At 75.5% G+C, this 24,731-nt stretch carries 24 protein-coding genes and 2 tRNA genes; 14 read left to right on the top strand and 12 right to left on the bottom strand.

All coding sequences use genetic code 11. The annotated features are described in order from the left end of the window. Position 1: 1 nt before the first annotated feature. A complete protein-coding gene (locus FKM96_RS16850; RefSeq protein ID WP_168217012.1) occupies positions 2-1,711 on the top strand; it encodes an Mbeg1-like protein in 1,710 nt (569 codons plus the stop codon). Positions 1,712-1,754: 43 nt separating this feature from the next. Here the strand turns inward: FKM96_RS16850 and FKM96_RS16845 are convergent, their stop codons facing one another. The 7 genes from FKM96_RS16845 to FKM96_RS16815 form a co-directional block, all read right to left on the bottom strand. Next, positions 1,755-3,143 carry a GH1 family beta-glucosidase gene (locus FKM96_RS16845; protein WP_147796201.1) on the bottom strand — a complete coding sequence of 463 codons (1,389 nt, stop codon included), beginning with the start codon at positions 3,141-3,143 and terminating at the stop codon, positions 1,755-1,757. A gap of 30 nt (positions 3,144-3,173) precedes the next feature. Then, positions 3,174-4,697 (bottom strand): glycoside hydrolase family 43 protein, encoded by a 1,524-nt coding sequence (locus FKM96_RS16840; protein WP_210417292.1) that lies wholly within the window; start codon positions 4,695-4,697, stop codon positions 3,174-3,176. Further along, positions 4,694-5,608, bottom strand: a complete 915-nt coding sequence (locus tag FKM96_RS16835) for a carbohydrate ABC transporter permease (RefSeq protein WP_147796200.1) — start codon at positions 5,606-5,608, stop codon at positions 4,694-4,696. The genes FKM96_RS16840 and FKM96_RS16835 overlap by 4 nt, the downstream gene beginning before the upstream one ends. Beyond that, the gene (locus FKM96_RS16830) at positions 5,605-6,543 is read right to left on the bottom strand and encodes a carbohydrate ABC transporter permease (RefSeq protein ID WP_147796199.1); all 939 of its coding nucleotides are present in this window, start codon (positions 6,541-6,543) and stop codon (positions 5,605-5,607) included. Before FKM96_RS16830 ends, FKM96_RS16835 begins: the two co-directional genes overlap by 4 nt. Beyond that, positions 6,540-7,823: a sugar ABC transporter substrate-binding protein gene (locus FKM96_RS16825; RefSeq protein WP_147796198.1), complete on the bottom strand. Its 1,284-nt coding sequence runs from the start codon at positions 7,821-7,823 to the stop codon at positions 6,540-6,542. The genes FKM96_RS16830 and FKM96_RS16825 overlap by 4 nt, the downstream gene beginning before the upstream one ends. 121 nt (positions 7,824-7,944) lie before the next feature. Beyond that, a complete protein-coding gene (locus FKM96_RS16820; protein WP_147796197.1) occupies positions 7,945-8,991 on the bottom strand; it encodes a LacI family DNA-binding transcriptional regulator in 1,047 nt (348 codons plus the stop codon). Between the two features lie 116 nt (positions 8,992-9,107). Continuing rightward, positions 9,108-9,181 (bottom strand) — tRNA-Pro (locus tag FKM96_RS16815). 136 nt (positions 9,182-9,317) lie between these two features. Between FKM96_RS16815 and FKM96_RS16810 the strand changes: the two genes are divergently transcribed. Beyond that, a tRNA-Gly gene (locus FKM96_RS16810) sits at positions 9,318-9,391 on the top strand. On the opposite strand, the gene FKM96_RS16805 is transcribed toward FKM96_RS16810, so the two are convergent. Both FKM96_RS16805 and FKM96_RS16800 read right to left on the bottom strand, forming a co-directional pair. Next, positions 9,380-9,802: a hypothetical protein gene (locus FKM96_RS16805; RefSeq protein WP_147796196.1), complete on the bottom strand. Its 423-nt coding sequence runs from the start codon at positions 9,800-9,802 to the stop codon at positions 9,380-9,382. The two genes, FKM96_RS16810 and FKM96_RS16805, sit on opposite strands and share 12 nt — an antisense overlap. A 52-nt stretch (positions 9,803-9,854) precedes the next feature. Next, positions 9,855-11,087 (bottom strand): TIGR03862 family flavoprotein, encoded by a 1,233-nt coding sequence (locus FKM96_RS16800; protein ID WP_246855043.1) that lies wholly within the window; start codon positions 11,085-11,087, stop codon positions 9,855-9,857. Between the two features lie 81 nt (positions 11,088-11,168). Between FKM96_RS16800 and FKM96_RS16795 the strand changes: the two genes are divergently transcribed. The 4 genes from FKM96_RS16795 (at position 11,169) to FKM96_RS16780 (ending at position 13,819) form a co-directional block, all read left to right on the top strand. Next, positions 11,169-11,888 (top strand): MSMEG_4193 family putative phosphomutase, encoded by a 720-nt coding sequence (locus FKM96_RS16795; protein WP_147796195.1) that lies wholly within the window; start codon positions 11,169-11,171, stop codon positions 11,886-11,888. A 9-nt stretch (positions 11,889-11,897) separates the two neighbouring features. Then, a complete protein-coding gene (locus tag FKM96_RS16790) occupies positions 11,898-12,458 on the top strand; it encodes a DUF3090 domain-containing protein (RefSeq protein ID WP_147796194.1) in 561 nt (186 codons plus the stop codon). Positions 12,459-12,580: 122 nt separating this feature from the next. Next, entirely contained in the window at positions 12,581-12,979 is a 399-nt protein-coding gene (locus FKM96_RS16785) for a hypothetical protein (RefSeq protein ID WP_147796193.1), read from the top strand. Between the two features lie 66 nt (positions 12,980-13,045). Continuing rightward, positions 13,046-13,819, top strand: a complete 774-nt coding sequence (locus FKM96_RS16780; protein ID WP_147796192.1) for an SCO1664 family protein — start codon at positions 13,046-13,048, stop codon at positions 13,817-13,819. Between the two features lie 28 nt (positions 13,820-13,847). On the opposite strand, the gene FKM96_RS16775 is transcribed toward FKM96_RS16780, so the two are convergent. Together FKM96_RS16775 and FKM96_RS16770 are read right to left on the bottom strand one after the other, a co-directional pair. Beyond that, positions 13,848-14,576, bottom strand: a complete 729-nt coding sequence (locus FKM96_RS16775; RefSeq protein ID WP_147796191.1) for a tyrosine-protein phosphatase — start codon at positions 14,574-14,576, stop codon at positions 13,848-13,850. 84 nt (positions 14,577-14,660) lie between these two features. Then, entirely contained in the window at positions 14,661-15,626 is a 966-nt protein-coding gene (locus FKM96_RS16770; protein WP_147796190.1) for an alpha/beta hydrolase, read from the bottom strand. A gap of 468 nt (positions 15,627-16,094) precedes the next feature. On the opposite strand from FKM96_RS16770, the gene cysK reads away from it, so the two are divergent. Both cysK and epsC read left to right on the top strand, forming a co-directional pair. Then, on the top strand, positions 16,095-17,030 hold the full coding sequence (gene cysK / locus FKM96_RS16765; RefSeq protein ID WP_147796189.1) for a cysteine synthase A: 936 nt from the start codon (positions 16,095-16,097) through the stop codon (positions 17,028-17,030). A gap of 5 nt (positions 17,031-17,035) precedes the next feature. Next, on the top strand, positions 17,036-17,749 hold the full coding sequence (epsC, locus tag FKM96_RS16760; RefSeq protein ID WP_147796188.1) for a serine O-acetyltransferase EpsC: 714 nt from the start codon (positions 17,036-17,038) through the stop codon (positions 17,747-17,749). Positions 17,750-17,871: 122 nt separating this feature from the next. Here epsC and FKM96_RS16755 read toward each other — a convergent pair whose 3' ends face one another. Then, positions 17,872-18,318, bottom strand: a complete 447-nt coding sequence (locus FKM96_RS16755) for a methylglyoxal synthase (RefSeq protein ID WP_147796187.1) — start codon at positions 18,316-18,318, stop codon at positions 17,872-17,874. A gap of 297 nt (positions 18,319-18,615) precedes the next feature. Here FKM96_RS16755 and FKM96_RS16750 point away from each other — a divergent pair, with 297 nt between their 5' ends. The 6 genes from FKM96_RS16750 to FKM96_RS16730 all read left to right on the top strand — a co-directional run bounded on the left by FKM96_RS16750 (position 18,616) and on the right by FKM96_RS16730 (position 24,687). Beyond that, entirely contained in the window at positions 18,616-19,407 is a 792-nt protein-coding gene (locus FKM96_RS16750) for a class E sortase (RefSeq protein ID WP_246855042.1), read from the top strand. Then, positions 19,407-19,568: a hypothetical protein gene (locus FKM96_RS20815; RefSeq protein ID WP_168217011.1), complete on the top strand. Its 162-nt coding sequence runs from the start codon at positions 19,407-19,409 to the stop codon at positions 19,566-19,568. Before FKM96_RS16750 ends, FKM96_RS20815 begins: the two co-directional genes overlap by 1 nt. 93 nt (positions 19,569-19,661) lie before the next feature. Continuing rightward, the gene (locus FKM96_RS16745) at positions 19,662-20,696 is read left to right on the top strand and encodes an LLM class F420-dependent oxidoreductase (RefSeq protein ID WP_147796186.1); all 1,035 of its coding nucleotides are present in this window, start codon (positions 19,662-19,664) and stop codon (positions 20,694-20,696) included. 156 nt (positions 20,697-20,852) lie between these two features. Next, positions 20,853-22,070, top strand: coding sequence for a benzoate/H(+) symporter BenE family transporter (locus tag FKM96_RS16740; RefSeq protein ID WP_147796185.1), 1,218 nt, complete (start codon positions 20,853-20,855; stop codon positions 22,068-22,070). Between the two features lie 587 nt (positions 22,071-22,657). Beyond that, positions 22,658-23,575 carry an ABC transporter ATP-binding protein gene (locus FKM96_RS16735; RefSeq protein WP_147796184.1) on the top strand — a complete coding sequence of 306 codons (918 nt, stop codon included), beginning with the start codon at positions 22,658-22,660 and terminating at the stop codon, positions 23,573-23,575. Positions 23,576-23,610: 35 nt separating this feature from the next. Further along, positions 23,611-24,687, top strand: coding sequence for an aliphatic sulfonate ABC transporter substrate-binding protein (locus FKM96_RS16730; protein ID WP_147796183.1), 1,077 nt, complete (start codon positions 23,611-23,613; stop codon positions 24,685-24,687). Positions 24,688-24,731: the final 44 nt, after the last annotated feature.

Genomic DNA, 24,731 nt, shown 5'->3' with positions numbered 1-24,731 from the left:
CGTGGAGAACCTGCGGGGGTACGTCCGGTGGCGTGGGGACCTGTCGTTCGCCGAGCGCCCGTTCAACGTCGTCGACAACCTCGTGCTGTGCGCGCTCGCGTACCTCGACCTCGACGGTCTGGTGCCGACCGGCCGCGACGGCGGGTCGGTGACGGTCGCGCACGCTGCTCGGGCCTGGCGCGACCGGGACCCGGACGACGCCTCGGAGCGGCGGCTGCGCGACCGGGACGAGCGCCGGCTCACCGTCGTCCCGATCGACTTCCTCGACGACCTCGCCGGCTCCGCGCGCTTCGCGGACGCCCGCCTCTCCGCCTACGTCGACACGGTCGACACCGCCGGAGGCATGCAGTTCGCGGCCGTCACGGCGCGCCTGGGCGACGGCTCCACCTTCGTGGCCTACCGCGGGACCGACAACACGATCCTCGGGTGGCAGGAGGACTTCACCATGAGCTTCGAGGTGATGCCCTCGCAGGAGCACGCCGCCGCCTACCTCGCCGCGCGGGTGCGCGAGACCTCCGGGCCCGTGCGGGTGGGCGGGCACTCCAAGGGCGGCAACCTCGCCGTCTACGCCGCCATGCGCCTCGAGCCGCAGCACCGCGACCGCGTCCGCCGCGTCTACAGCAACGACGGCCCCGGGCTCAGCCCGGAGGTGGCCGACCCCGAGGCCGCTCCCTGGCTCGCGCAGGTCGTCGAGAAGACGGTCCCCGAGTTCGGCGTGATCGGGCTGCTGTTCGACGACGCCGCCTCGACGCGTGTGGTCGCGAGCCGCGCTCGCGGTCTGATCCAGCACGACCTGATGACCTGGGGCGTCGAGGGCACCGACCTGGTGGAGGTCGACGCGCTGTCGCCCCGCGCGGTCCTGATCAACCAGACGTTCGACGCGTGGCTGGAGCAGGCGGCGCCCGCGGACAGGAGGGACGTCACCGAGGCGTTCTTCGGTGCCCTGCGGCACGGCGGCGCCGAGCTCGTCCTCGACGTCGGGTCCGGCGAGTACGGCAGCTACGAGTCCGTCGTCCTCGCCCTGCGCCGGTCGGGCGGGAAGGTGCGACGGTCGGCGTGGCTGGGGACCCGGGCGATGCTCCGGACCGTGCGCGGCATCGACGTCCCGGGGCTGCTCCGCCAGCGCGCCGCCGCCCGCGCGGCTCTCGCCGTCGTCGTCGGGTCGTTCTTCACGATCGTGCCGCGCGTGGCCCTGCAGGTCCTCGGGTCCCTCGCCGTCTTCGTCCTGGTCGTCGTCGCCGCGACGAGGCTCTGGCTGTACTACCGCCGGTTCCGCCGGGAGCACCGGCTCACCGTCACGCGCCTCGCGCTGTGGGTGGCGGTGCTCGCCGGCGTCGTCCTCGGGATCGCGCACCTCGGCGCGCTCGTCGCCCCCACGAACGTCCTCCTCGGCCTCGGGCTCGTGGCGAACGCCTGGGCGACCGGGCAGCGCGCGCTCCGGGTCCGGGCGGCGCACCGACGGGCCCGCGGGAGCGTCGCGCTGCTCACCACGAGCGCGGTGGTCTCCCTGCTCCTGGGTGTCGTCGCGTGGTCCACGGCCGGCCGCGTGCTGCCCCTGTTCGTCCTCCAGGTCGGTCAGTACCTGCTGCTGTCGGGACTCCTCGAGCTCTTCCTGACGTCGTACCGGCAGGCCGTGCGCGCACGGTCGGGTGCGGACGACCTCGACGAGCTCTGGACCCTCCGACCCGGCGGCGGTCGCCGCGCGACGTGACCGTGTCCGTCCCCGACCCGACAGCGGACGGTGCCCCCTGCGCTCACGTCCCCAGGTCGCGGGAGCGGATCAGGTCCGCGTACCAGAGCGCGCTGTCCTTGGGCGTGCGCTCGAGCGTGTCGTAGTCGACCCGCACGATGCCGAACCGCTTGGAGTAGCCGTAGGCCCACTCGAAGTTGTCCATCAGGGACCACAGGAAGTACCCGCGGACGTCCGCGCCCGCGTCGACGGCGTCGAGGACGGCGCGCAGGTGCCGCCGGACGTAGTCCACCCGGTCGTCGTCGTGGACGCGGCCGTCGTCGGCCACCGTGTCCGGGAACGCCGCGCCGTTCTCCGTGATGAGCAGCGGCAGCTCCGGGAACCGGGCGTGCAGGCCGGTGAGCAGCTCCGTCAGCCCGGCGGGGTCGATGTTCCAGCCCATCTCGGTGTGCGGGCCCGGCTGCTCGAGGAACTCGACGTCCTCGGCCCCGGGCCACGCCGACCCCGCGGACCGGCCGTGCCCGTCCGACTGCTGCCGCGCGCCGGTGCCGTCCCAGAGCCGCACCCGGTTGGTGTTGTAGTAGTTGACGCCGAGCACGTCGAGCGGCTGGTGGATCTGCGCGAGGTCGCCGTCGCGGACGAAGGCCCAGTCGGTGACGTCCCGGGTGGTCTCGAGCACGGCGTCGGGGTACCGGCCCTCGAGCACCGGCCCGAGGAACACCTCGTTGGCGAGCGACTCCACCTTGCGGAGGGCGTCGCGACCGGTGGGTCCGTCGGGGCGGAAGACGTGCAGGTTGAGCGTCAAGGAGACCTGCGCGTCGGCGACCACCCGCGCCCGCAGCGCCTGCACCGCCAGCCCGTGCGCCAGGTTGAGGTGGTGGACGGCGACGAGCGGCTCGACCCGGCCGACGAGGCCGGGGGCGTGCACACCGTTGCCGTGGCCGAGGTACGCGGAGCACCACGGCTCGTTCAGCGTGGTCCAGGTGTGCACGCGGTCGCCGAGCTCGTCGGCCACGACGGCGGCGTAGTCGGCGAGCGCCGACGCGGTGTCCCGCTCCAGCCAGCCGCCACGGTCCTGCAGCGCCTGCGGCAGGTCCCAGTGGTACAGCGTGGCCACCGGCCGGATGCCGCGCTGCAGCAGCCCGTCCACCAGCCGGGAGTAGAAGTCCAGGCCGCGCCGGTTCACCGCGCCGCGCCCGTCCGGGACGACCCGGGGCCAGGCCACGGAGAACCGGTACGCCTCCAGGCCGAGCCGGGCCATCAGGTCGAGGTCCTGCTCCAGCCGGTGGTAGTGGTCGTCGGCGACGTCACCGGTGTCGCCGTCGTGCACCCGTCCCGGGGTGCGGCAGAACGTGTCCCAGATCGAGGGGCCGCGGCCGTCCTCGGCGACGGCCCCCTCGATCTGGTACGAGGCGGTGGCGGCACCCAGCAGGAAGCCGGAGGGGATGCGCATGGTGGTCCTTCGGGTCGTCACGTGCGGGGGTCAGGCGGTGGCCGGGTGGGACCGGTACCGCGTCGCGAGCAGGCCGACCCGCCCGTCGAGCGCGCGCGCGCCGACGGTGCGGCCGGTGAACCCCCCGGCTACCTCGGTGGAGAGGTACCGGCCGTCGACCCGCGCGAGCTCGTGCCAGGCGCCGGCGACGACGAGCCCGAGGAGCAGGTCGTCGGGGCCGGAGGTCGCCGAGGCGACCGACCGGGCGCCCAGGGTGACCGGGGTCCCGGCGACCGGGACGGGGTCGCCGAGCGGGGCCTCGACCGGCCCGATGCGGACGACGGCGTGCGCCCGTCCCCGGCTCACCCGGACCTCGCACCAGTGGTGGTCGTCCAGCCGGACCAGGAGCGCCGCGCCGCCCTCGTCGAGGTCGAGGTCGACCTCGACGGACCAGTCGTGGTCCAGGACGCGGGTGGTCAGCGCCGCGGGCGCCCCCGCCGCCGTCGCGGCGGGCCGCAGGTCGAGCCCGCCGCCGGGCCGCGGTGCCGCGAACGCGTCCGGCGCCGCGCCCGGGCTGACCCACCGGGGGTGCAGCGGGCCGTCCGGGAAGGCGTCGGTGAACGAGTGGTCCGGGAGCGGCCGGACGTACCGGAGCTCGTCGACCACCGGCCAGCCGTCGACCCAGTCGACGCCTGCGAGGAAGGTCTCGCGGCCGTTGACGTGGAACATGGGCGTCACGCCACGCGGGCGCACGCCGAGGTACACCATCGCCCAGGTGCCGTCGGCGTTCTCCACCAGGTCGGCGTGCCCGGTGTTCTGCACCGGGTGGGTCGTGCTGCGGTGGCTGAGGAACGGGTTGCCGGGCGCCGGCTCGAACGGGCCGTCGGGGCGCTCGCCCCGGGCGATGGAGACCGCGTGACCCCGCTCCGTCCCGCCCTCGGCGATCATCAGGTACCAGGTCGCGCCCCGCCGGTAGAGGTGCGGGGCCTCCGGGAACGCCAGGCCGGTGCCGCTCCACAGCCGCCGCGGCGCGGTCAGCACCGCGCCGGTGGCCAGGTCGACCCGGGCCTGGCAGATCCCGGGGAGCCCGGGGTCGGTCGAGCAGTACGTCACGTAGCAGGTGCCGTCCTCGTCCCAGGCGAGGTCCGGGTCGATGCCGTGCAGCCCCGGGACGACCAGGGGGTCGCTCCACGGCCCCGCGGGGTCCTCGGCGTGCACGACGATCTGACCGACCGGACCGGACACGTCGGTCGTGATGAGCCAGAAGCGGCCGTCGTGGTGCCGCAGGGTGGGCGCGTAGACGCCCTTGCTGGCGCCCGCCGCGCCCGGCGCGAACTGCTCCGGCCGGTCCAGCACGTTGCCCAGCAGCCGCCACGTGAGCAGGTCCCGGCTGTGCCACAGCGGCACCGCCGGCGCGTACTCGAACGACGAGTTCGCCAGGTAGTAGTCGTCGCCGACGCGGCACACGGTCGGGTCCGGGTGGAACCCGGGGACCACCGGGTGCACGCTCGTCGCGACGCCGCGGTCGCCGGTGCTGCGGGGACCCGGGGCGGTCTCGGTCTCGGTCGTGGTCACTTGATTCCTGTCGCTGCGATGCCCTGGGTGAAGTAGCGCTGGAGCGCCACGAACAGCAGGAGCACGGGGGTGATGATGAGGACGGATCCGGCGAGGAGCACGCCGTAGTTGGTGGCGTTCTGGCCCACCGAGTAGAGGGACAGCGCGACCGGCAGGGTGTACATGTCCTCGCTCTGCGCGACCACCAGGGGCCACAGGAAGTTGTTCCACGAGCTGAGGAACGTCAGGATCGCGAGGGTCGCGAGCGCGGGTCCGCACAGCGGCATGACGATCCGGGCGAAGATCCGGACCTCGCTCGCCCCGTCGATGCGCGCTGCCTCGATCAGCGAGTCCGGGATCTCCCGGATGAACTGCCGCATGAGGAACACCCCGAGCGGTCCGGCGAGGAACGGCAGGATCAGCGCCGGGTAGGTGCTGACCATGCCGAGCTTGCTCACGACGACGAACAGCGGCACGAACGTGACGACGCCCGGGACCATCAGGGTCACCAGGACGCACACGAACAGCGCCCGCTTGCCCGGGAACTCGAGCTTGGCCAGCGCGTACCCGACCATCGAGCAGAACACGAGCGTCCCGGCCACGGTGAACACCGCGACGATCGCGCTGTTGGTGAAGAACGTCCCGAAGTCGAGCCGGGTGAACCACGCCTGGAAGTTGTCCCAGGTGGTCGACTCGGGCCACCAGGTGGGCGGCCGGCGCAGCAGCTCGGCCTGCGGCTTCACCGAGCCGAGGAACATCCACGCGAACGGCACGAGCGTGGCCACCAGCGCGAGCGCGAGGACGACGTAGACGAGGGTGCGGGCCACCGACCCGCGGCGGGCGGCGCGGCCGCGGCGCCGGGGCGCCGGTGGCGTGGCGACGACGGGGGCTGCGGCGAGCGTGGGGGCCTGTGCCGGTGCGGTCACGGTCACTCCTTCGTCCGGAACGCGCGGAACTGGATGATGCTGAGCAGCGCGATGGCGACGAACAGCACGTAGCTGGCCGCGGACGCGGTGCCGTAGTTCCCGAACCCGAACTGGTTGAAGGTGAAGTAGCTGATCGACAGGGTCGAGTCCAGCGGACCGCCCTTGGTCATCACGAAGGGCTCCTCGAAGAACTGCAGGTAGCCCACGGACAGCAGGACGGCGCCGAGCAGCATCGTCGGCCGCAGGATCGGGAGCGTCACCCGGCGGAACCGCTGCCAGGCGTTCGCCCCGTCGACCTCGGCGGCCTCGAGCACCTCCGCGGGCACCCCCTGGAGACCGGCCAGGAAGATGATCATCAGCGTGCCCATGTTCCGCCACACCGCCATGAGGATCATCGACGGCATGGACCACGCGGGGTCGCCCAGCCAGTCCGGCCCCGTGATCCCGACGGAGCCGAGGACGGTGTTCAGCAGGCCCTCGGGCTGCAGGATGAACCGCCACACGACCGCGACCGCCACGATCGAGGTGACCACCGGGGCGTAGAACCCGACGCGGAACAGGGTGCGGAACCGGGTGATGCCGTTGTTCAGGGCGACCGCCAGCGCGAGCGCCACGGCCATCGTCAACGGGATGCCGACCCCGACGAAGTACACGGTGTTGAGCAGCGAGCGCACGAACTGGGCGTTCTGGAACAGCGCCACGTACTGGTCGACCCCGACGAACCCGACCGCCAGCGGCGTGGGGATGTCGGTGCTGCGGAAGTCCGTGAAGGACATCGCCAGCGAGCTCACCAGCGGGAACACCATGAACACGAGGAAGCTCAGGATGAAGGGCGCGGCGAACAGGTAGGCGACCACCGCGGTGCGGCGCCTCCTCGCCGCCACCCCCGTGCTCCCGCCGCGGCGCGCGGCGGGAGCACGGTCGACGGTCGCGGTCGTCACTGCCCGGTGCCCAGGGAGTCGGCGGTCGCCTGCAGCTCGGCCATGGCGTCCTGCGGGCTCTTGCCCCCGCGGAAGATCTGCTCGATCTGCGTGTCACCGGCGGCCGACACCTGCGGCCAGGTGGACAGGGTCGGGGCGATCTCGACGCTCTGCAGCTGGGTCCCGAAGACCTGGACCCGCGGGTCGCTCGTCAGCGCGTCGTCCTCCCAGGAGGACTGCTGGGCCGGCAGGTCGTTGACCGTCTCGAACCACGCGGTCTGCACGTCCGGGCGGCTCAGCCACTCGACGAGCTTCCACGCCGCGTCGGGGTTCTCGGCGTTCTTGAAGACGCCGAGGTTCGCCCCGGCCGCGAACGAGGTGGAGGTCCCGTCGGGCCCGGCGGGCATCGGCGCGACGTCGAACTTGTCCTCGAAGCCCGCGCCGCCGGCCTCCTCGAGACCCGGGATGTTCCAGGGACCGCTGATGAACATGGGCACCCGGCCGCTGACCAGGTCCGCGACCTCGGACCCGGACTCGTTCTGCGGGCTCGGGTCCGCGATGCCGTCCGTGTAGAACGAGTTCAGGTACGCGAACGTGTCGACCATCTGCGGGCTGTCGAAGGTCCACGCCGACTGGCCGTCGTCCATGACCGTCGCACCGTTGGACCAGGCGAACGGCAGGTTGTTCAGGAACGAGTTCCACCCGCCCGCCGACAGGTTCATGCCGAACTCGGCGCCGGCCTTCTCCTGGTAGGCGCGCGCGAGCTCCTTGAACCCGTCCCAGTCGGTCGGGAACGCGTCGAACCCGGCCTGCTCCATGAGGTCGGAGCGGTAGTAGATCACCCGGGTCTCGACGTACCACGGCATCGCGAGGTTCTGGCCGTCGAACTCCGTGGACTCCAGGGCGAACGGGAACACCCCGGAGGTGTCCAGCTCCTCGGGCAGCGGGCTCAGCGCGTCCCGGAACGTCGGCATCCAGTCGCTGCCCAGCATCCCGATGTCCGGGGTCGTGCCCCCGGCGACGGCGGTCTGGTACTTGTTCTGCGCGGAGTCCCACGGCACGGCGGTGACGCGCACCTCCACGTCCGGGTTCTCCTCCTCGAACGGCGCGACGAAGTCCTGCAACGCCTCGCCCTCGGTGCCCTGCGCCCAGATCGTGACCGTGCCGGTGGCCGCACCCTCGGTGAGCTCGGCGGGGGCGCCGCCGGCGTCCGCCGGGGCGTCCGAGCGCCCGCACGCCGTCAGGAGCAGCGCGGCTGCGGTGGTGACGGCGAGTGCCGCCGGGATTCTGCGTCGGATCATCATCGTCCCTGTCAGAAAGGAGTGCGGGGCGGGGCGCCCCGGGGAGACCTCGCTGTGTCCCGCGGCCGAGTTTACGCGCGTAAACGCCGTGGCGACAAGCCCCTGCGCCCCGGCGATCGCCTCAGTGGGTCCCGCAGGTCCCGCCGCGCAGGAACGTGCAGGTCAGCGTGTCGGGAGCCGACTGCTCCCGGCGGCCGATCGCCGCGACGAGCGACGCCACCGCCGCCCGGCCGACCTCCTCCATGGGCTGGCGCACGGTCGTCAGCACCGGGTCCACGAGCCGCCCGGCGAGGATCCCGTCGAAGCCGGTCACGGCGATGTCGCCCGGCACCGACAGCCCGGCGGCGCGCAGGGCGTCGATCGCGACCAGGGCCGACTGGTCCGTGTCGCACACCACCACCTCGGGCCGCTCCTCGGCCCGCAGCAGCGCGGCGACGGCGCGGCGGGTGGACTCGTCGTCGCCCGGGTGGCTCGGAACCACGTCCGGCACCGGGACCCCGGCCGCGTCGAGCGCGGCGACGAACCCGGTCCGCCGCCCGACGAACTCGGGCGTCCCGAGCTCGCCCAGGTAGGCCAGCCGCCGGTAGCCGTGGTCCGCGAGCAGGTGCCGCGTCAGCGCCTCCATGCCGGAGCGGTTGTCGACGAGGACGGTGCGGGCGCCGGCCCGCTCCTCGCCGCCCAGCTCGACCACGGGGATCCGCGCGGTGACCTTCGCGAGCGCCTCCGCGGACAGCGCGCCCGCGAACACGATCAGCCCGTCCACCCGGCCGGCCACCTCGATCAGGTGCGGCAGGTGGTCCGGCACCCGGTTGCCGCCGAGCATCAGCGCGTACCCGCGGCGGCGGCACTCGAGCTGCGCGCCGCGCTGGACCTCGTCCGCGTAGAGCGGGAACAGCCGGCCGCTGGGCACCGCGCCGGCCGGAGGCGCGACGTCGTCACCCGGGTCCAGCACGTAGTCGTAGGAGTAGATGCCGATGGCCCCGGTCCGGCCCAGCGCGAGCCCCCGCGCGCTCGCGCTCGGCACGTAGCCCAGCTCGTCGGCGGCCGCCATCACCGTCCGGACCGTCTCGGGCTTGATCTTCTCCGGCCGCGTGAAGGCGAACGACACGGTCGCCGACGACACCCCGGCCCGCTGGGCCACGTCGTAGACGGTCACCTTCCGCGCCACGTCACCCTCATTCCTCGGACCTCCGGGTCACCCTAGCGGCGGGGGCCCCGGCGTCCGGGGGGAACCGGGCGGGACCGGGACCGGAGGCGCGGCCACCGGGCCGGCGGTGAGCCGAGTCGGGATGGCGGGATTCGAACCCACGACCTTCCGCTCCCAAAGCGGACGCGCTACCAACCTGCGCCACATCCCGTCGGCCGGAGTCTAGTGGCGTCGGGGCGCGCCCCCCGCGCGAGCGGTGGGCCGAGTACCCGCCGCGCGGACCGGTGGCACCGAGCCGGACCGGCGAGCCGGTACCCTGGTCCGGCGGCCCGCCCCGGCGGGCGTGCGCGGATGTAGCTCAATGGTAGAGCCCCAGTCTTCCAAACTGGCTACGCGGGTTCGATTCCCGTCATCCGCTCCATGGTGCGACCGCGGCCCGGTACCCGCCCTCGTCGAAGACGAACGGCCCGAAGCCGGCGTACGACCAGGCTCGGCGGTGCGGCTGGGCGAAGTGGGACCAGGTCACCCGGTCCCCGGTGACCGTCACGCGGGCTTCCAGCGGCCAGCAGCCGACCTCGCCGCACTGGCACCCCAGCAGGCACAGCGGCTCGCCCCGTGGCCACCCGCCCCGGCCGGTGGCCAGGAAGTAGTGCGCCAGGTCACCGAACCGGAAGCGCTCGAGGTGCAGACCCCCGTACGCCCCTGCGGGCTCGTACCCGCGCGCCGTCTCGTACTCGCGGACGAGATCGACCAGCGATCGGCCGTCGACGACCGGCAGGAGCACCCGCTCGCCGTCGATGTCCTGCGCGAGCAGCGAGAGCACGTGAGTCACCGGATGAGCATCCCACCGGCCGCCCCGCCGCGGGGCCAGTTCGCCGTCGGCCTCACCGCCGCGCGAGCCACCCCAGCATCCCCCGCGCCGCCGCGACCCCGGTGCTGAACGACGCCTGCAGCAGGTACCCCCCGGTGGGCGCCTCCCAGTCGAGCATCTCCCCCGCCACGAACGTGCCCGGCAGCGCCCGCAGCATCAGGTGCTCGTCGACCTCGGACCAGCGGATCCCGCCGGCGCTGGAGATCGCCCGGTCGATCGGCTGGGTCGCGGGCACCTCGACCGGGACCGCCTTGATCAGCGCGGCCACCGCCTCCGGGTCGTCCGGCACCGCGTTGCCGGTCGCCTCGCGCAGCAGCCCCACCGCCACCGGGTCCAGGCCGACGGAGCGCTGCAGCCACGTCGACCGGGAGTCCTTCGGGCGCCGCCGGGCCAGCCGCCCGGCCAGCCGCTCCGCCGGGGTGTCCGGCCGGAGGTCGACCTCCAGCACGCAGCCGCCCGCGTCCAGCGCCGCGCGCACCGCGGCCCCGACCGCGTACAGCGGGCCGCCCTCCAGGCCGGTGCGGGTGACCATCGCGTCGCCGCGCACCGGCGCCCGGTCCTGGCCGCGGACCGTCAGCGCCACGTGCTTCAGCGGCACGCCCTGGAACCGGTCCGCGAACCCGGGCGTCCACCCGACCCGGACGCCCACGTTGGCCGCGCGCAGCGACGCGGTCGCCACGCCGCGCGCCTCGAACGCCGGGACCCACGACCCGTCGGAGCCCAGGCGCGGCCAGGACGCCCCGCCGAGCGCGAACAGCACGACGTCGTGCTGCACCGTCCGGCGCTCGCCGTCCACGGACCCGCCGACGCCGACGAGCCGCAGCCCGGCGCCGTCCTCGGCCCAGCCGTCCCACCGCTGCCGCCGCTCGATCCGCACGCCGAGCGCGTCGAGTCGCGCGAGCCACGCCCGCACCAGCGGTGTCGCCCGGAACGAGCGCGGGAACACCCGGCCGCTGGTGCCGACGAACGTCTCCTCGCCGAGGCCGGCGCACCAGGCGCGCAGGTCGTCGGCGGTGAAGGCGTCGACGAACGGCGCGAGGCGCCCGGCGGCGTCGCCGTACCGCGGGAGCATCCGCTCCCGGCCCTCGGAGTGCGTGATGTTGAGCCCGCCGTGGCCGGCCAGCAGGAACTTGCGGGTCGGGGACGGCATCCGGTCGTAGACGGTGACCGCCACGCCGGCCCCGGCCAGCACCTCCGCGGCGATCAGCCCCGCCGGGCCGCCGCCGACCACTCCCGCCGTTCGCACCGGCCGACCGTAGCCCACCGCGCCGGCCCGGCCCGCCGCCCGCCCGGCGCCGCGCCCCCGCACCTGCCTACGCTGCACCGCATGGCCACCGTCCTCCTCGTCCGCCACGGGCGCACCACCGCCAACGCCACGGGCGTCCTCGCCGGCCGCACCCCCGGGGTGCTGCTCGACTCCGTCGGGCACGAGCAGGCCGCCCGCACCGCCGAGCGCCTGGCCGTCGTGCCGCTGGTCGCGGTCGTGAGCTCCCCGCTCGAGCGGTGCCGGGAGACGGCCGACGCGCTGCTGGCCAGGCAGACCCCGACCCCGCCGCTCCGCGTCGACGACCGGCTCACCGAGTGCGACTACGGCGCCTGGCAGGGCCGGCCGCTGCGCGAGCTCGCCGACGAGCCGCTGTGGCGCACCGTCCAGGGCCAGCCGTCCGCGGCGCTGTTCCCGGGCGGGGAGTCGCTCGCGGCGATGCAGGCCCGGGTGGTCGCGGCGGTGCGGGAGCAGGACGCCGCGGTCGAGGCCGAGCACGGGCCCGGTGCGGTGTGGGCGGCGGTCACGCACGGCGACCTGGTGAAGGCGCTGCTCGCGGACGCGCTCGGGATGCACCTCGACCTGTTCCAGCGGCTGCACGCCGGTCCCGCGTCGGTGTCGGTCGTGCGGTACGGCCCGGCGCGGCCCGAGGTCGTCGCCACCAACACCGACGCCGGCGACCTGTCCTGGCTGCGGGCGGCGGCGCCCGCGGGGGACGCGGCGGTCGGCGGCGGCGCGGGCGCCGCGGAGGCCGCACGCGACGGTGTCGGTCCGCGCTCCTAGCATGGGGCCATGGCCACCCTCCTCCACCTGCACGACTGGCCCGACCGCGCGGTCATCGGCACCGTCGGCCGGCCCGGGGCCCGCACCTTCTACCTCCAGGCGCGCACCGGGCGCCGGCTGACCTCGGTCGCCATGGAGAAGGAGTGGGCGTCGACCCTCGCCGAGAAGATCGACGAGATCCTCGACGAGCTCATGACCACCGACGGCAACCCGTACAGCGTGCCCGCCGAGGCGTTCGCCGAGCTCGTGGACGCCGACCCGGTGGAGCAGCCCGTCGAGGAGGACTTCCGCCTCGGCCAGATGCGGCTGCACTTCGACAAGGCGACGGGGCAGATCGTCGTCGAGGCGTTCCCGCTCGTGCTGGTCGACTCCGAGGAGGAGGCCGAGCGCCTGGCCGCGGAGGACCCGGAGCCCGAGGAGGCGATGGTGCTGCGCCTCCCCGTCGGCTCCGCGCGCGCGTTCGCCGAGCGCGCCCGCCGGGTCGTCGCGCAGGGTCGCCCCGCCTGCCCGCGGTGCGGCGAGCCGATGGACCCCGACGGCCACGTCTGCGGCGCGACCGACCTCCGCTGAGCGGCGGGACCCCGCGCAGCCACTCGGCGCGGGTGATGCCACCGGACCCCGCCCCTCCCTAGCGTCGGTCCCGGCAGCGGGCCCGCCGGGCCCGGTCGGCCCGGAGCGGGAGGGGAACCGCGATGAGCGAGCGTCGCAGCGGCCTGGCGGTCGGCATGACCGTCTTCGCCGGCACGATCATGATCATGATCGGCGTCATGCACGTCTTCCAGGGCATCGTCGCCCTGGTCAACGACACCTTCTACGTCGCGGGCGAGGAGTGGGTCCTCCAGCTCGACGTCACCTCGTGGGGCTGGGTGCACCTGATCCTCGGGGCGGTGGTCGCGCTCGCCGGGTTCTTCGTGTTCAGCGGCGCGGTCTGGGCCCGGACGATCGGCGTGATCATGGCCGTCGTCAGCGGGCTCGCGTCCTTCGCCTGGCTGCCGTACTACCCGGTGTGGGCGCTGGTCGTGATCGCGCTGGACGTGTTCGTGATCTGGGCGCTCACCGCGCACGGGCGCGAGATCGCCGAGCCGATGTGACGGGCCGGCGAGGCCCCGGGCCCGGCGAGCGGGCCCGGGTCCTCGCCCGCTCCTAGCATGGGCCCCATGTCAGCCGTGACCCCGCCCGACCTCGACGGCGGCCCGCTCGAGGTGCTGGGCCGGATCACGGTGGCGTCCAACGCGACCTTCCTCGCCGAGATCGGCGGGACCCGCGTCGTCTACAAGCCGGTCGCGGGCGAGAAGCCGCTGTGGGACTTCCCCGACGGCACGCTGGCGCACCGCGAGGTCGCGGCCTACCTGGTGTCGGAGGCGACCGGCTGGGGCGTCGTCCCCCGCACCTGGCTGCGGGACGGCCCCCTCGGCCCCGGCATGGCCCAGCTGTGGCAGGAGCCGGACCGCGAGCAGGACCCCGTCGACGTCGTGCCGTCCGCCGACGTGCCCGCGGGCGCCCGCACCGTCCTGGAGGGGGGCGACGAGCAGGGCGACCCCGTCACGCTCGTGCACGAGGACTCCCCCGCGCTGCGCCGGATGGCCGTGCTCGACGTCCTGCTGAACAACGCCGACCGGAAGGGCGGCCACGTGCTGCCCATGCCGGACGGCCGGCGGCTCGGCGTCGACCACGGCGTGACCTTCCACGTCGAGCCCCGGCTGCGCACGGTGCTGTGGGGCTGGCTCGGCGACGCCCTGACGGTCGAGGAGGTCGCGGGCGTCGAGCGGGTGCGGGTCGGGCTGGAGGACGACCTCGGCCGGCTGCTCGCGACGCTGCTCGCACCCGCCGAGGTCGACGCGCTCGCCGCGCGCTGCGACCGGCTGCTGCGCGAGCCCCGGTTCCCCGGCCCCGAGGGCGAGATGCCCGCGGTGCCCTGGCCGCTGTTCTGACGCCGGCGCCGCCGTCCCGGCCCCGGGGTCAGGCCGGCACGAGCAGCGTCGCGCGCAGCCGGTCCACGTCGTCCGCGCCGACGCCCACCGACGCGAGGTAGCCCGCCACCCCGCCGCGCTCGCGGTCGAGCCACGCCAGCTCGTCCCGGAGCACCGCCGCCGGGCTGCTGCCGATCATCGCCCGCAGCCGCGCGTCGGGCCGGACGCCCAGCAGGCGCAGCCGCCGGAGCATCCGGTCGGTCCACTCCCCCGCCAGGTTCCCCTCGCTCGCGGCGTAGTCCGCGACCACCTCGTCCCGGTCGGCGCCGAGGACGAGCAGCACCAGGGCCACCACGATCCCGGTGCGGTCCTTGCCGGCGGTGCAGTGCACGACGACCGGCCCGGGCGCCCCGGCGACGGCACGCACCGCCGCCCGCACCTCGGGACCGTGCCCGACCAGGATCTCCCGGTAGACGTCGCGCAGCTCCCACCGGCCCAGGAAGCTCGCCGCGGAGCCGCCGAGCATCGGGACGCGCACCACCTCGACGCCGCCGCCGAGCCGGTCCCGGCCGCCGAGCCGGCGGTCCCGGTCGGACCGCAGGTCCACCACCCGCCGGATCCCGAGCGCCGTCAGCGCGGCGCGCTCCTCGCGTCCGAGCCGGGACAGCGCGTCGGAGCGGAACAGGTACCCCGTGCGCAGCCGGTACCCGCCGCCCACGGTGGCGCGGACCTCGCGGAAGTTCGCGGTCCCCGGGATCCGCACGTCGGTGTCGCTCATGGTCGGACCAGTACACGGCCCGCGGCGGGGTGGGTGGTGCGCCCGCCGCCGCTGCGTGGGTGCTGCTCGCGGCGGGGGCGCCGGTCAGCCGCGGGCCAGCGTCACGTCCAGCCAGCCTGTGACCTCGTCGAGGTACCGGGTCCGTGCCGGGAGCGGGGACAGCGCCAGGTCGTGCGCTCCGCCGGTGATCTCCTCGTACGTGACGTCCCGCCCCAGCCGGGGCGCGAGCCGCCGCATGTCTGCCGGGTCCAGCACCGAGTCGGTGGTGAGCAGCCCGTCGTGCCAGCTGTCGTCCGGCCCCGACGCGTCGGACGCGAGCACCAGCACGGGCACGTCGATGTCGAGCCCCCGGGCGACCTCCGCCTGCCCGCGCTTGATCGCGCGGACGAACCCCGCCCGCACCGGGAAACCCGCGTACGGCTTCCAGGCCAGGTCGTACGTCCACTCGCCGCCGCCGTCCGCGTGCAGCGCGCGGCCGTAGTGCTCACCGACGTGCGACACCACCAGACGCGGTGCGACGCGGCCGACGACGTGCTCGATCGTCCAGGCGAGGACCGTGCGCTCGACGAACGAGCCGCGGACGTCCAGCCACGGCGAGTTCAGCACTACCGCGTCGACCAGCCCCCGCCCGCGCCGGTGCTGGGCCCAGAGCGCCGCGATCAGGCCGCCGGTGGAGTGGCCCAGCAGCACCACACGGTCGTGCCGCTCCCGCACCAGGCGGACCGCGGCGTCGATCTCCTCCGCGTAGACCGCCAGCGACCGGGTGTCGTTCGGCTCCCGCCCCGCGCGGATCGACCGGCCGTAGTCGCGCAGGTCCAGGGCGTACAGGTCGTAGCCGCGGTCGGCGAGCGCGTCGGCGACGTGCGTCTGGAAGAAGTAGTCGACGAAGCCGTGCACGTAGAGCACGGCGGGCCGCGCGCGATCGGCGCCGGCGTCCCGCCGGTGCACCAGGGTCGCGACGGCGTCGCCCTGGGCGTCCGGGCGCAGGTGCAGCGTGCGCTGCACCCAGTCGCCGCCGAGCACGTCCTCCGCCGCGTCGTCCACCCGCATGGCGGCGATCCTGCCACCCGCGCTCGCCGGCCGGCGGGGGCGCGCCGGGGCGTCGTCCCTGCTCCCGGTGGCGGAACCCGGGGCGGCGCCGCACGGTGGAGGGGTGGAAGCCGGCCGTCGTCCGGGCCCGCACCGGGGTCCGGGGACCACCCGATCGGGGCGCCCGGGCATCTTTGTGGGGCCGCGTGCGTTGGCGCTACTGTCGGCGCTGTCGGGTGCCGACCACCAGGGAGAGGGGACCGGGCATGCGCCTCGCGCCGAGCACCGCGCTCCTCCCGTCGCGCCCCGCCCCGCGCACCCCCGCAGCGCGTCGCTGTCGCTGTCTCTAGAGCGCTGGCCGCACCGCCGCACGCCGGCTCCCGGCCCGACCCGGGCCCACCCCGGGCCAGCGCTCGCCCTCGACCCGCGGCCGGGCGCGCGCCCGCGCCGTGCTCCCTGCACCGCCGACGAAACCAAGGACGGACTGACATGGCACGCATCTACGACGACGCGACGCAGCTCATCGGCAACACCCCGCTGGTACGGATCAACAAGCTGACCGAGGGCGTCGACGCGACGGTCGTGGGCAAGCTCGAGTTCTACAACCCCGCCAGCTCGGTGAAGGACCGCATCGGCGTCGCGATCGTCGACGCGGCGGAGCGCTCGGGCGAGCTGAAGCCGGGCGGCACCATCGTCGAGGCGACGTCGGGCAACACGGGCATCGCGCTCGCGTTCGTCGGTGCGGCCCGCGGCTACGACGTCGTGCTGACGATGCCGGAGTCGATGTCGAAGGAGCGGCGCGCGCTGCTCCGCGCGTACGGCGCCGAGCTCATCCTCACCCCCGCGTCCGAGGGCATGAAGGGCGCCGTCAACCGGGCGAACGAGATCGTCGCGGAGCGCCCGGGCGCCATCCTGGCCCGCCAGTTCGCCAACGAGGCCAACCCGGAGATCCACCGCCGCACCACCGCCGAGGAGATCTGGGCGGACACGGACGGCGGCGTCGACATCCTGGTCGCCGGCATCGGCACCGGCGGCACGATCACGGGAGTCGGCCAGGTGCTCAAGGAGCGCAAGCCCGGCGTGCAGATCGTGGGCGTCGAGCCCGCCGAGTCGCCGATCCTCAACGGCGGCCAGCCCGGCCCGCACAAGATCCAGGGCATCGGCGCGAACTTCGTGCCCGAGATCCTCGACACCGACGTCTACGACGAGATCATCGACGTGGACGCCGACACCGCCGTCGCCGTCGCGCGCCGGGCCGCGAAGGAGGAGGGCCTGCTCGTCGGCATCTCCTCCGGCGCCGCCCTGCACGCCGCGATCGAGCTCGGCAAGCGCCCCGAGAACGCCGGGAAGCTGATCGTCGTGATCATCCCGTCGTTCGGCGAGCGCTACCTCTCCTCCATCCTGTACGCCGACCTCCTGGACTGATCGCCATGACCTCGACCACGCGACCGCCGCTCACGGGCGGCACCTCCCGGCCCGGTGGCCGCGGGGTGCCGACCCCGGCGCGCGCGTCCTCCGCCCCCCGCGCGGCGGCCGGGTCCTCCGGCGCCGGCGAGCACTGGCGCAGCCTGCGCCGGTTCGCCCGCACGCTGCGCGAGGACCTGGAGGCCGCGCAGCGCCGGGACCCGGCCGCGCGGTCGCGGGTCGAGGTCGCGCTGGCGTACCCCGGCCTGCACGCGGTGTGGGTGCACCGGGTGGCGCACCGGATGTGGCGCGAGCCGGCGCTGCGGCTGCCGGCCCGGCTGCTGTCCCAGGTGTCCCGGGCGGTCACCGGGGTCGAGATCCACCCCGGCGCGACGATCGGCCGGCGGCTGTTCATCGACCACGGCATGGGCGTGGTCGTCGGCGAGACCGCCGTGGTGGGCGACGACGTCGTGCTGTTCCACGGGGCGACGCTCGGTGGCAAGACGATGAAGCGCGGCAAGCGGCACCCGACGGTCGGCGACCACGTCGTCATCGGCGCGGGCGCGAAGGTGCTCGGGCCGGTGTGGATCGGCGACGGGGCCCAGGTCGGCGCGAACGCCGTGGTCCTGAAGGACGTGCCCGCGGGCGCGGTGGCGGTGGGCGTCCCGGCGAAGATCCGGCAGAAGCCGAGCTCGGCCCCGCCGGAGCCGGAGATCGACGACCCGGCGATCTACATCTGACGACGGTCCGCGGCCGGCGCCGGTCGCGGCGCCCCACTCACGGGCCCTACGGTTTCCGGCCCCGCCCTCTGCGATCGCAGGGTGCGGGGCCGGAAACCGTAGGGCGGGTGTGCGCGGCCCCGTCAGGCGACCGGGGAGCTGCCGTCCCAGGCGCGCGGGGTGATCTCCGGGCGGCTGGTCCACTCCTCGCCCAGCATCGGCGACGAGATCAGCATGTCCGCGGTCGCGACGTTCGCCGCCATCGGGACGTTCCACACGGCGGCGATGCGCAGCAGCGCCTTCACGTCGGGGTCGTGCGGCTGCGGCTCCAGCGGGTCCCAGAAGAACACCAGCATGTCGATGGTGCCCTCGGCGATCTTGGCGCCGATCTGCTGGTCGCCGCCGACCGGGCCGGACAGCAGCCGCGTCACCGGCAGGCCGAGCTCGAACTCCAGCATCGTGCCGGTGGTGCCGGTCGCGTACAGGTGGTGCCGCGACAGGGTGCCGCGGTTGAACTCCGCCCAGCGGAGCAGCTCGACCTTCTTGTTGTCGTGCGCGACGAGGGCGATGTGGTGAGCGGCGCCGGGCATGGGCGGGGTCCTTCCGTGGAGCGGTGCATCGGTGGGCGGGCTGCGACGACGGCGGGGCGCCCGGGGCACACCCTAGGGCCCGCGGATGTCGGCCCGGTGCGGGTGCCCTGTGCGCGGACCGGTGGTCGGGGCGACCGGCCACCAGGGACGGCCGACGCGCCCACGGGGGCGGCACCGAGCCGCCCACCGGGACCGGCCGATCCCCCACCCGGACCGTCCGCGCGCCCACTCAATCCCTCGCCCGCGCACCACTCAGTCGCCGACTGAGTGGTGCTGGGCGCACCTAGCGTCGACGGCGTGACCCAGCCGCCCGCACCCGCCCCCGCGCCGCCGCGCGCCCGGCCGCGCGCCGCGGCCCGCGCCCGCCGCGCGCCCGCGCCGGTGTCGGTGGCCGGCGTCCTCGGCGAGCTGCTGATCACCCTCGGCGTGCTGCTCGCGCTGTTCCTCGTGTGGCAGCTGTGGTGGACGACGGTCACGGCCCGGCAGGACGCCGACGCCGTGCTCGCCGAGGTGCGCGCCGCGCTCCCGCCCGCCGCCGCCACGACCGCCGAGCTGCGGACCGACGACCCACCGGTCCCCGACCCGGTCGCCCACGGCGAGGTGATCGGCGTGCTCACCGTGCCGCGCTGGGAGGGGCTGACCCGGAACGCGATGCCGGTCGTCGAGGGCACCACCCCCGACCTGCTCGACCGCGCGATGGCGGGCCGCTACACCGGGACGCAGCAGGTCGGCGAGGTGGGCAACGTCGCTCTCGCCGGGCACCGGCGCACCTGGGGCGACTCGTTCCGGCACGTCGACAGGCTCGTCCCCGGCGACGCCGTCGTGATCGAGACCGCCAGCACCTGGTACGTCTACGAGGTCACGTCGCACGAGATCGTCGACCCGTCGGAGTCGTCCGTGCTCGCGCCCGTCCCGCGGCAGCCCGGCGTCGCCCCGACCGAGCGGCTGCTCACGCTCACGACCTGCCACTCGCGGACCCTCGGCGAGTTCGGCAACGACCAGCGGTGGATCACCTACGCCGCGTTCGTCGGCTGGCTCGACCGGGCCGAGGGCACGCCCGAGCCGGTCCTCGCCCTGGGAGGCGCCTGATGTACGCGTGGCTGCTCCGCCGGCTGCCGGGGCCGCTGCCGGTGCGGGTGCTGCTCGCGCTGGTCGTGCTCGCCGCCGTCCTCGTCGGGCTGTTCGGCTGGGGGTTCCCCGCCGTCGCACCGCACCTGACCTGGCTGACCGGCGACCCGTCGCTCGGCTGACGCGCGCACGACCTCCTCGCGCCGCGCGGCCGCGCACGGCAGCATGGGCCGCGGCCGCGCTCACCGGCGAGCGCGCGACGACGAGGAGGCGGCATGCGGCTCGGCTACCACACCGGCTACTGGTCGGCGGGTCCCCCGCCCGGGGCCGCGGAGGCGGTGCTGACGGCCGACCGGCTCGGGCTCGACTCCGTGTGGACGGCCGAGGCGTACGGCTCCGACGCGTTCACGCCGCTCGCGTGGTGGGGCGCCCGCACGTCGCGGGTCCGGCTCGGCACCGCCGTCGCGCAGGTCGCCGCCCGCACACCGACCGCCACCGCGATGGCCGCGCTCACCCTGGACCACCTGTCGGGCGGGCGGTTCACGCTCGGCCTGGGGGTGTCCGGGCCGCAGGTCGTCGAGGGCTGGTACGGGCAGCCCTACCCGCGGCCGCTCGCCCGGACCCGGGAGTTCGTCGCGATCGTCCGCGACGTGCTGCGCCGGGAGGGCCCCGTGCGCGCCGGGGGCCCGTTCTACCGGCTGCCGCTGCCCGAGGACGAGGGCTCGGGGCTGGGCAAGGCGCTGCGCTCGACCGTGCACCCCCTGCGCGCCGACCTGCCGATCCACCTCGCCGCCGAGGGGCCGAAGAACATCGCCCTCGCCGCCGAGATCGCGGACGGCTGGCTGCCGCTGTTCTACGCGCCGCGGCTCGACGACGAGTTCCGCGGGCTGCTCGCCGAGGGCTTCGACCGCCGGCTCGCCGGGACCCGACCGGTCGAGGAGTTCGAGGTCACCGCGACGGTGCCGGTGGTGCTCGGCGCCGACGTCGAGTCCGCCGCGGACGCCGTGCGCCCGTTCGTCGCGCTCTACGCGGGCGGGATGGGAGCGAAGGGGGCCAACTTCCACGCGAACGCGCTGGCCCGGCTCGGCTACGCGGAGGCGTGCGCGGAGATCCAGGCGCACTACCTGGCGGGCGACCGCGCGCGGGCCGCGTCCGCGGTCCCGACCGAGCTGGTGCGGGACGTGGCGCTGGTGGGCACGCCGGACGACGTGCGCGCCCAGTCGGCGGCGTGGCGGGGCACCGCGGTGACGACGCTGCTGGTCCAGGCAGCCCCGGACCAGCTGGCCCAGATCGCGGGCCTGCTGGGCTGACCGCCGAGGGCGAGGTCGTCGGTTCCGCCCGAGGTCGCCGGTTCCGCACCCCCTCGGGTGGACGGAACCGACGACCTCGGGCGCGGACGCCGGGCGCGGACGCCGGACGCGGACGCCGCAACGCGGCCGACACACCGCGGCGCTACCGTGCGGCGCGTGACCCGGCCCGATGACGCTCCCGCCGACGCGGCCGCCCCGACCGCCTCCGACCTCGCGGCACGGGACGGCGGCACGCACGTCGCCGCGGGCGTCGTCACGGCGCTCGTCGGCTTCACCAGCGCGTTCGCCGTCGTGCTCGCGGGGCTGCGCGCGGTCGGCGCCACCCCGGCGCAGGCGGCGTCCGGGCTGCTGGCCGTCACGCTGGCGATGGGCGCGGCCACGATCCTGCTGGCCTCGCGCACCCGGCTGCCGATCACGGTCGCCTGGTCCACCCCCGGCGCGGCCCTGCTCGCGACCACCGGGACCGCGGCGGGCGGGTGGCCGGAGGCGGTCGCCGGGTTCGTGCTGTGCGGCGTGCTGCTCGCCGCGGTCGGGCTGTGGCGGCGGCTCGAGCGCTGGGTGCGGCTGATCCCGGTGCCGCTGGCGAACGCGATGCTCGCGGGCGTCCTGGTCGACCTGTGCCTGCAGCCGGTGCTCGCCGTCGCGGACCGGCCGCTGCTGGTCGGGCCGGTGGTCGTCGTGTGGCTGGTGCTGCTGCGGCTGGCGCCGCGCTGGGCCACGCCCGCGGCGATCGGGCTCGCAGTGGCGATCGCCGTGGCCTCGCCGGGTGTGCGCGCGCTCGACGCCGCGGACCTCGTGCCGTCGCTGACCTGGACGACGCCCCAGCCGTCCTGGTCGGCCGTGGTCTCGGTCGCGGTGCCGCTGTTCGTCGTGACGATGGCGTCGCAGAACATCCCGGGCGTCGCCGTGCTCGCCGGGTTCGGGTACGCCGCTCCCCTGCGCCGGGTGATGCTCGTGACCGGCGCCGGGACCGTGCTCGCGGCCCCGTTCGGCGGGCACGCGATCAACCTCGCCGCGATCAGCGCGGCGCTGGCGGCCGGGCCCGAGGGCGGCCCCGACCCGCGACGGCGGTGGCGCGCGGCCGTCGTGGCGGGCTGCGGGTACGTGGTGCTGGCCGTGGCCTCGGCGGCGGTGGCGGCCGTGGCCCTGGCGGCGCCCGCGGGGCTGATCGCCGCGGCGGCGGGTCTGGCGCTGGTCGGGACCCTGGCGGCATCGCTCGGGGGCGCGTTCGGCCCGGCCGGGCACCGCGAGGCGGCCGCGGTGACGTTCCTGGTGACGGTGTCGGGCGTGAGCGTCGGCGGCGTCTCGGCGGCGTTCTGGGGCCTGCTCGCCGGCATCGCGGTCCACCTCACCCTGCGCGCCGCCCGCCGCTGACCCCGACCGCTCCCGCCCGCCCGCCGAGACGGCAACTCTCGGCTGCGCTCGGGCGACCGACGACAGCCGAGAGTTGCCATCTCGGCGAGCGGTTGACGCGCGGTGGACGCGCGGGCGGAGGGACGGCGCGGAGCGGCGGCGCTCGGGGTGGACGAGCGGAGGAGCCCGGGGCGAGCGCGCGGTGGCGGCGAGCGGGCGGGGGCGAGGGACGTAGCCCGCGCCGCGCGGCGGGGTTGTCGCGCCGCACGTCGGACGCTACTGTCGGCGGTGATCCCGAGACGTGAACACTTGCGTCTCATCAGGCGAGACAATGCGAAGGAGGCGGCCCGTGGCCCGGTCGATGCAGCGCACGACCCAGCGCCCGGGCCTGCCGATGTCCGCCTCGGCGCGCTGCTGTCGCCGCTCGGCGAGCTGTCCGCGCACCTCCCGCGCCGCCTGACCCGCGTCCCCCGACGCCCACCGGCCGCGCCCCGGCAGCACCCCGCCCGCCCGCGGCCCGTCGCCCGCGCACCCGCACCGGTGCGCGACGCGCCCCGGCCCCGCCGCCCCGCGCCGCCTCCACGTGGCCCCACGACCCGGGAACCCCCATGACCTCCGCCCCCAGCACCGCCACGGCTCCCGCCGGCACCACCGCGCGCGCCGCCACCGCGGCCGCCGCCACCCCGGGCTCCGCCGCCGATCCCGCGAGCGCCCCCGCCGCCGCCCGCCCCGTCGCGCTCCGCGGCGTGGCCCGCACCTTCGCGACCCCGTCCGGCCCGCGCCCGGTGCTCGCCGGCCTCGACCTCGAGATCGCCGCCGGCGAGATCGTCGCCGTCATCGGCCCGTCCGGCTGCGGCAAGTCGACGCTGCTGCGCCAGGTCGCGGGCCTCGACGCCCCCGACGCGGGGTCGATCCTGATCGGCGACGCCCCGGTCGCGCCGTACGACCCGCGCACCGCCGTCGCGTTCCAGGAGCCGCGCCTGCTGCCGTGGCGGACCCTGGCGCACAACGTCGCGCTCGGCGTGCCCCGCGGTACCCCGCGCGCCGAGTCCCGCGACCAGGTCGCCCGGCTGCTGGACCTGGTCGGGCTCGCCGGCTCGACGGGGCTGCGCCCCCGGCAGGTGTCCGGCGGCATGGCGCAGCGCGCGTCCCTGGCGCGGGCGCTGGCGCGCCGACCGGGGGTGCTGCTCCTGGACGAGCCGTTCGGCGCCCTCGACGCCCTGACCCGGCTGCGGATGCAGGACCTGCTGCTGGAGGTGCACGCGAGCCGCCCGACGACCGTGCTCCTCGTGACGCACGACGTCGAGGAGGCCCTGTACCTGGCCGATCGCGTCGTGCTGCTCGGCGCCCTCGACCCCGCCGCGCCGGACGCCGCCTCGGTCCGCTCCGTCATCACCGTCCCGGGCGACCGGCCCCGCGACCGCGCGGACGCCCGGCTCGCCGAGCTGCGCGCCGAGCTGCTGGACGGCCTCGGCGTGCCCTCGCACCACCCGTCGCACGACCCCGACGCGCACCACTCGATCTGACCCGCACCTCCCCCGACACCGACCTGGAGCACCCCATGACCGCCCTGACCACCGCCCCCCGTCGCCGGCTGCGCGGCCCGATCGCCCTCGGCGCCGCCGCCGTCGCCGCGACCCTGCTGCTCGCCGGCTGCGTGGCCGGCGAGGGCGAGGCCGCCCAGGCCGACGAGCCCGCGGGCGACGCGTCCGCCGCCGACGGCTGGAGCGCCGACACGCTGACCGTCGACTTCGCCACCTACAACCCGCTGAGCCTCGTCATCAAGGACCAGGGCTGGCTGGAGGAGACGCTCGGCGACGACGTCGACGTCGAGTGGGTGCAGTCCGCGGGGTCGAACAAGGCCAACGAGGCGCTGCGCGCCGGCGCGATCGACGTCGGCTCCACGGCGGGCTCGGCGGCGCTGCTGGCGCGGTCCAACGGCTCGCCGATCCGGACCATCGACATCTACGGCCAGCCGGAGTGGGCCGCGCTCGTCGTCCCGGCCGGCTCGGACATCACCGACGTCGCCGACCTGGCCGGCCGCTCGGTCGCGGCGACCAAGGGCACCGACCCGTACTTCTTCCTGCTGCAGTCCCTGGAGGAGGCGGGCGTCGACCCGGCGGACGTCGAGGTGCAGAACCTGCAGCACGCCGACGGCAAGGCCGCGCTGGAGAACGGCTCGGTCGACGCGTGGTCCGGCCTGGACCCGCTGATGGCCGCGAGCGAGGCCGAGGCCGGCTCGACGCTGCTCTACCGGAACGTCGACTTCAACACCTACGGCTTCCTCAACGCGACGCAGGACTTCCTGGACGCGAGCCCGGACCTGGCGCAGGTCGTCGTGGACGCCTACGAGAAGGCGCGCGCCTGGGCGCAGGAGAACCCCGACGAGGTGGTGAACATCCTCGCCGAGGTCGCCGGCATCGACCCGGCCGTCGCCGAGACCGTCATCACCGAGCGCACCACGCTCGACATCGACCCGGTCCCCGGCCAGGCGCAGCGCGACGTGCTCGAGGTCGTCGGCCCGATCTTCGTCGAGTCCGGCGACGTGTCGAGCCAGGACCTGGTGGACACCGCCCTGGACGAGCTGTTCGACCCGCAGTTCGCCGAGAACGCCGACCCCTCGACGATCGCGGACTGACCCCGCACCCGGGCCGGCGTCCCGCCGCGGACGCCGGCCCGGCC

The organism is Cellulomonas sp. Y8 (assembly GCF_008033115.1).
Taxonomy (GTDB): Bacteria; Actinomycetota; Actinomycetes; order Actinomycetales; family Cellulomonadaceae; genus Cellulomonas.
Note: the sequence above shows the minus strand (reverse complement) of the source record. Positions and strands in the feature narration are given on the sequence as shown.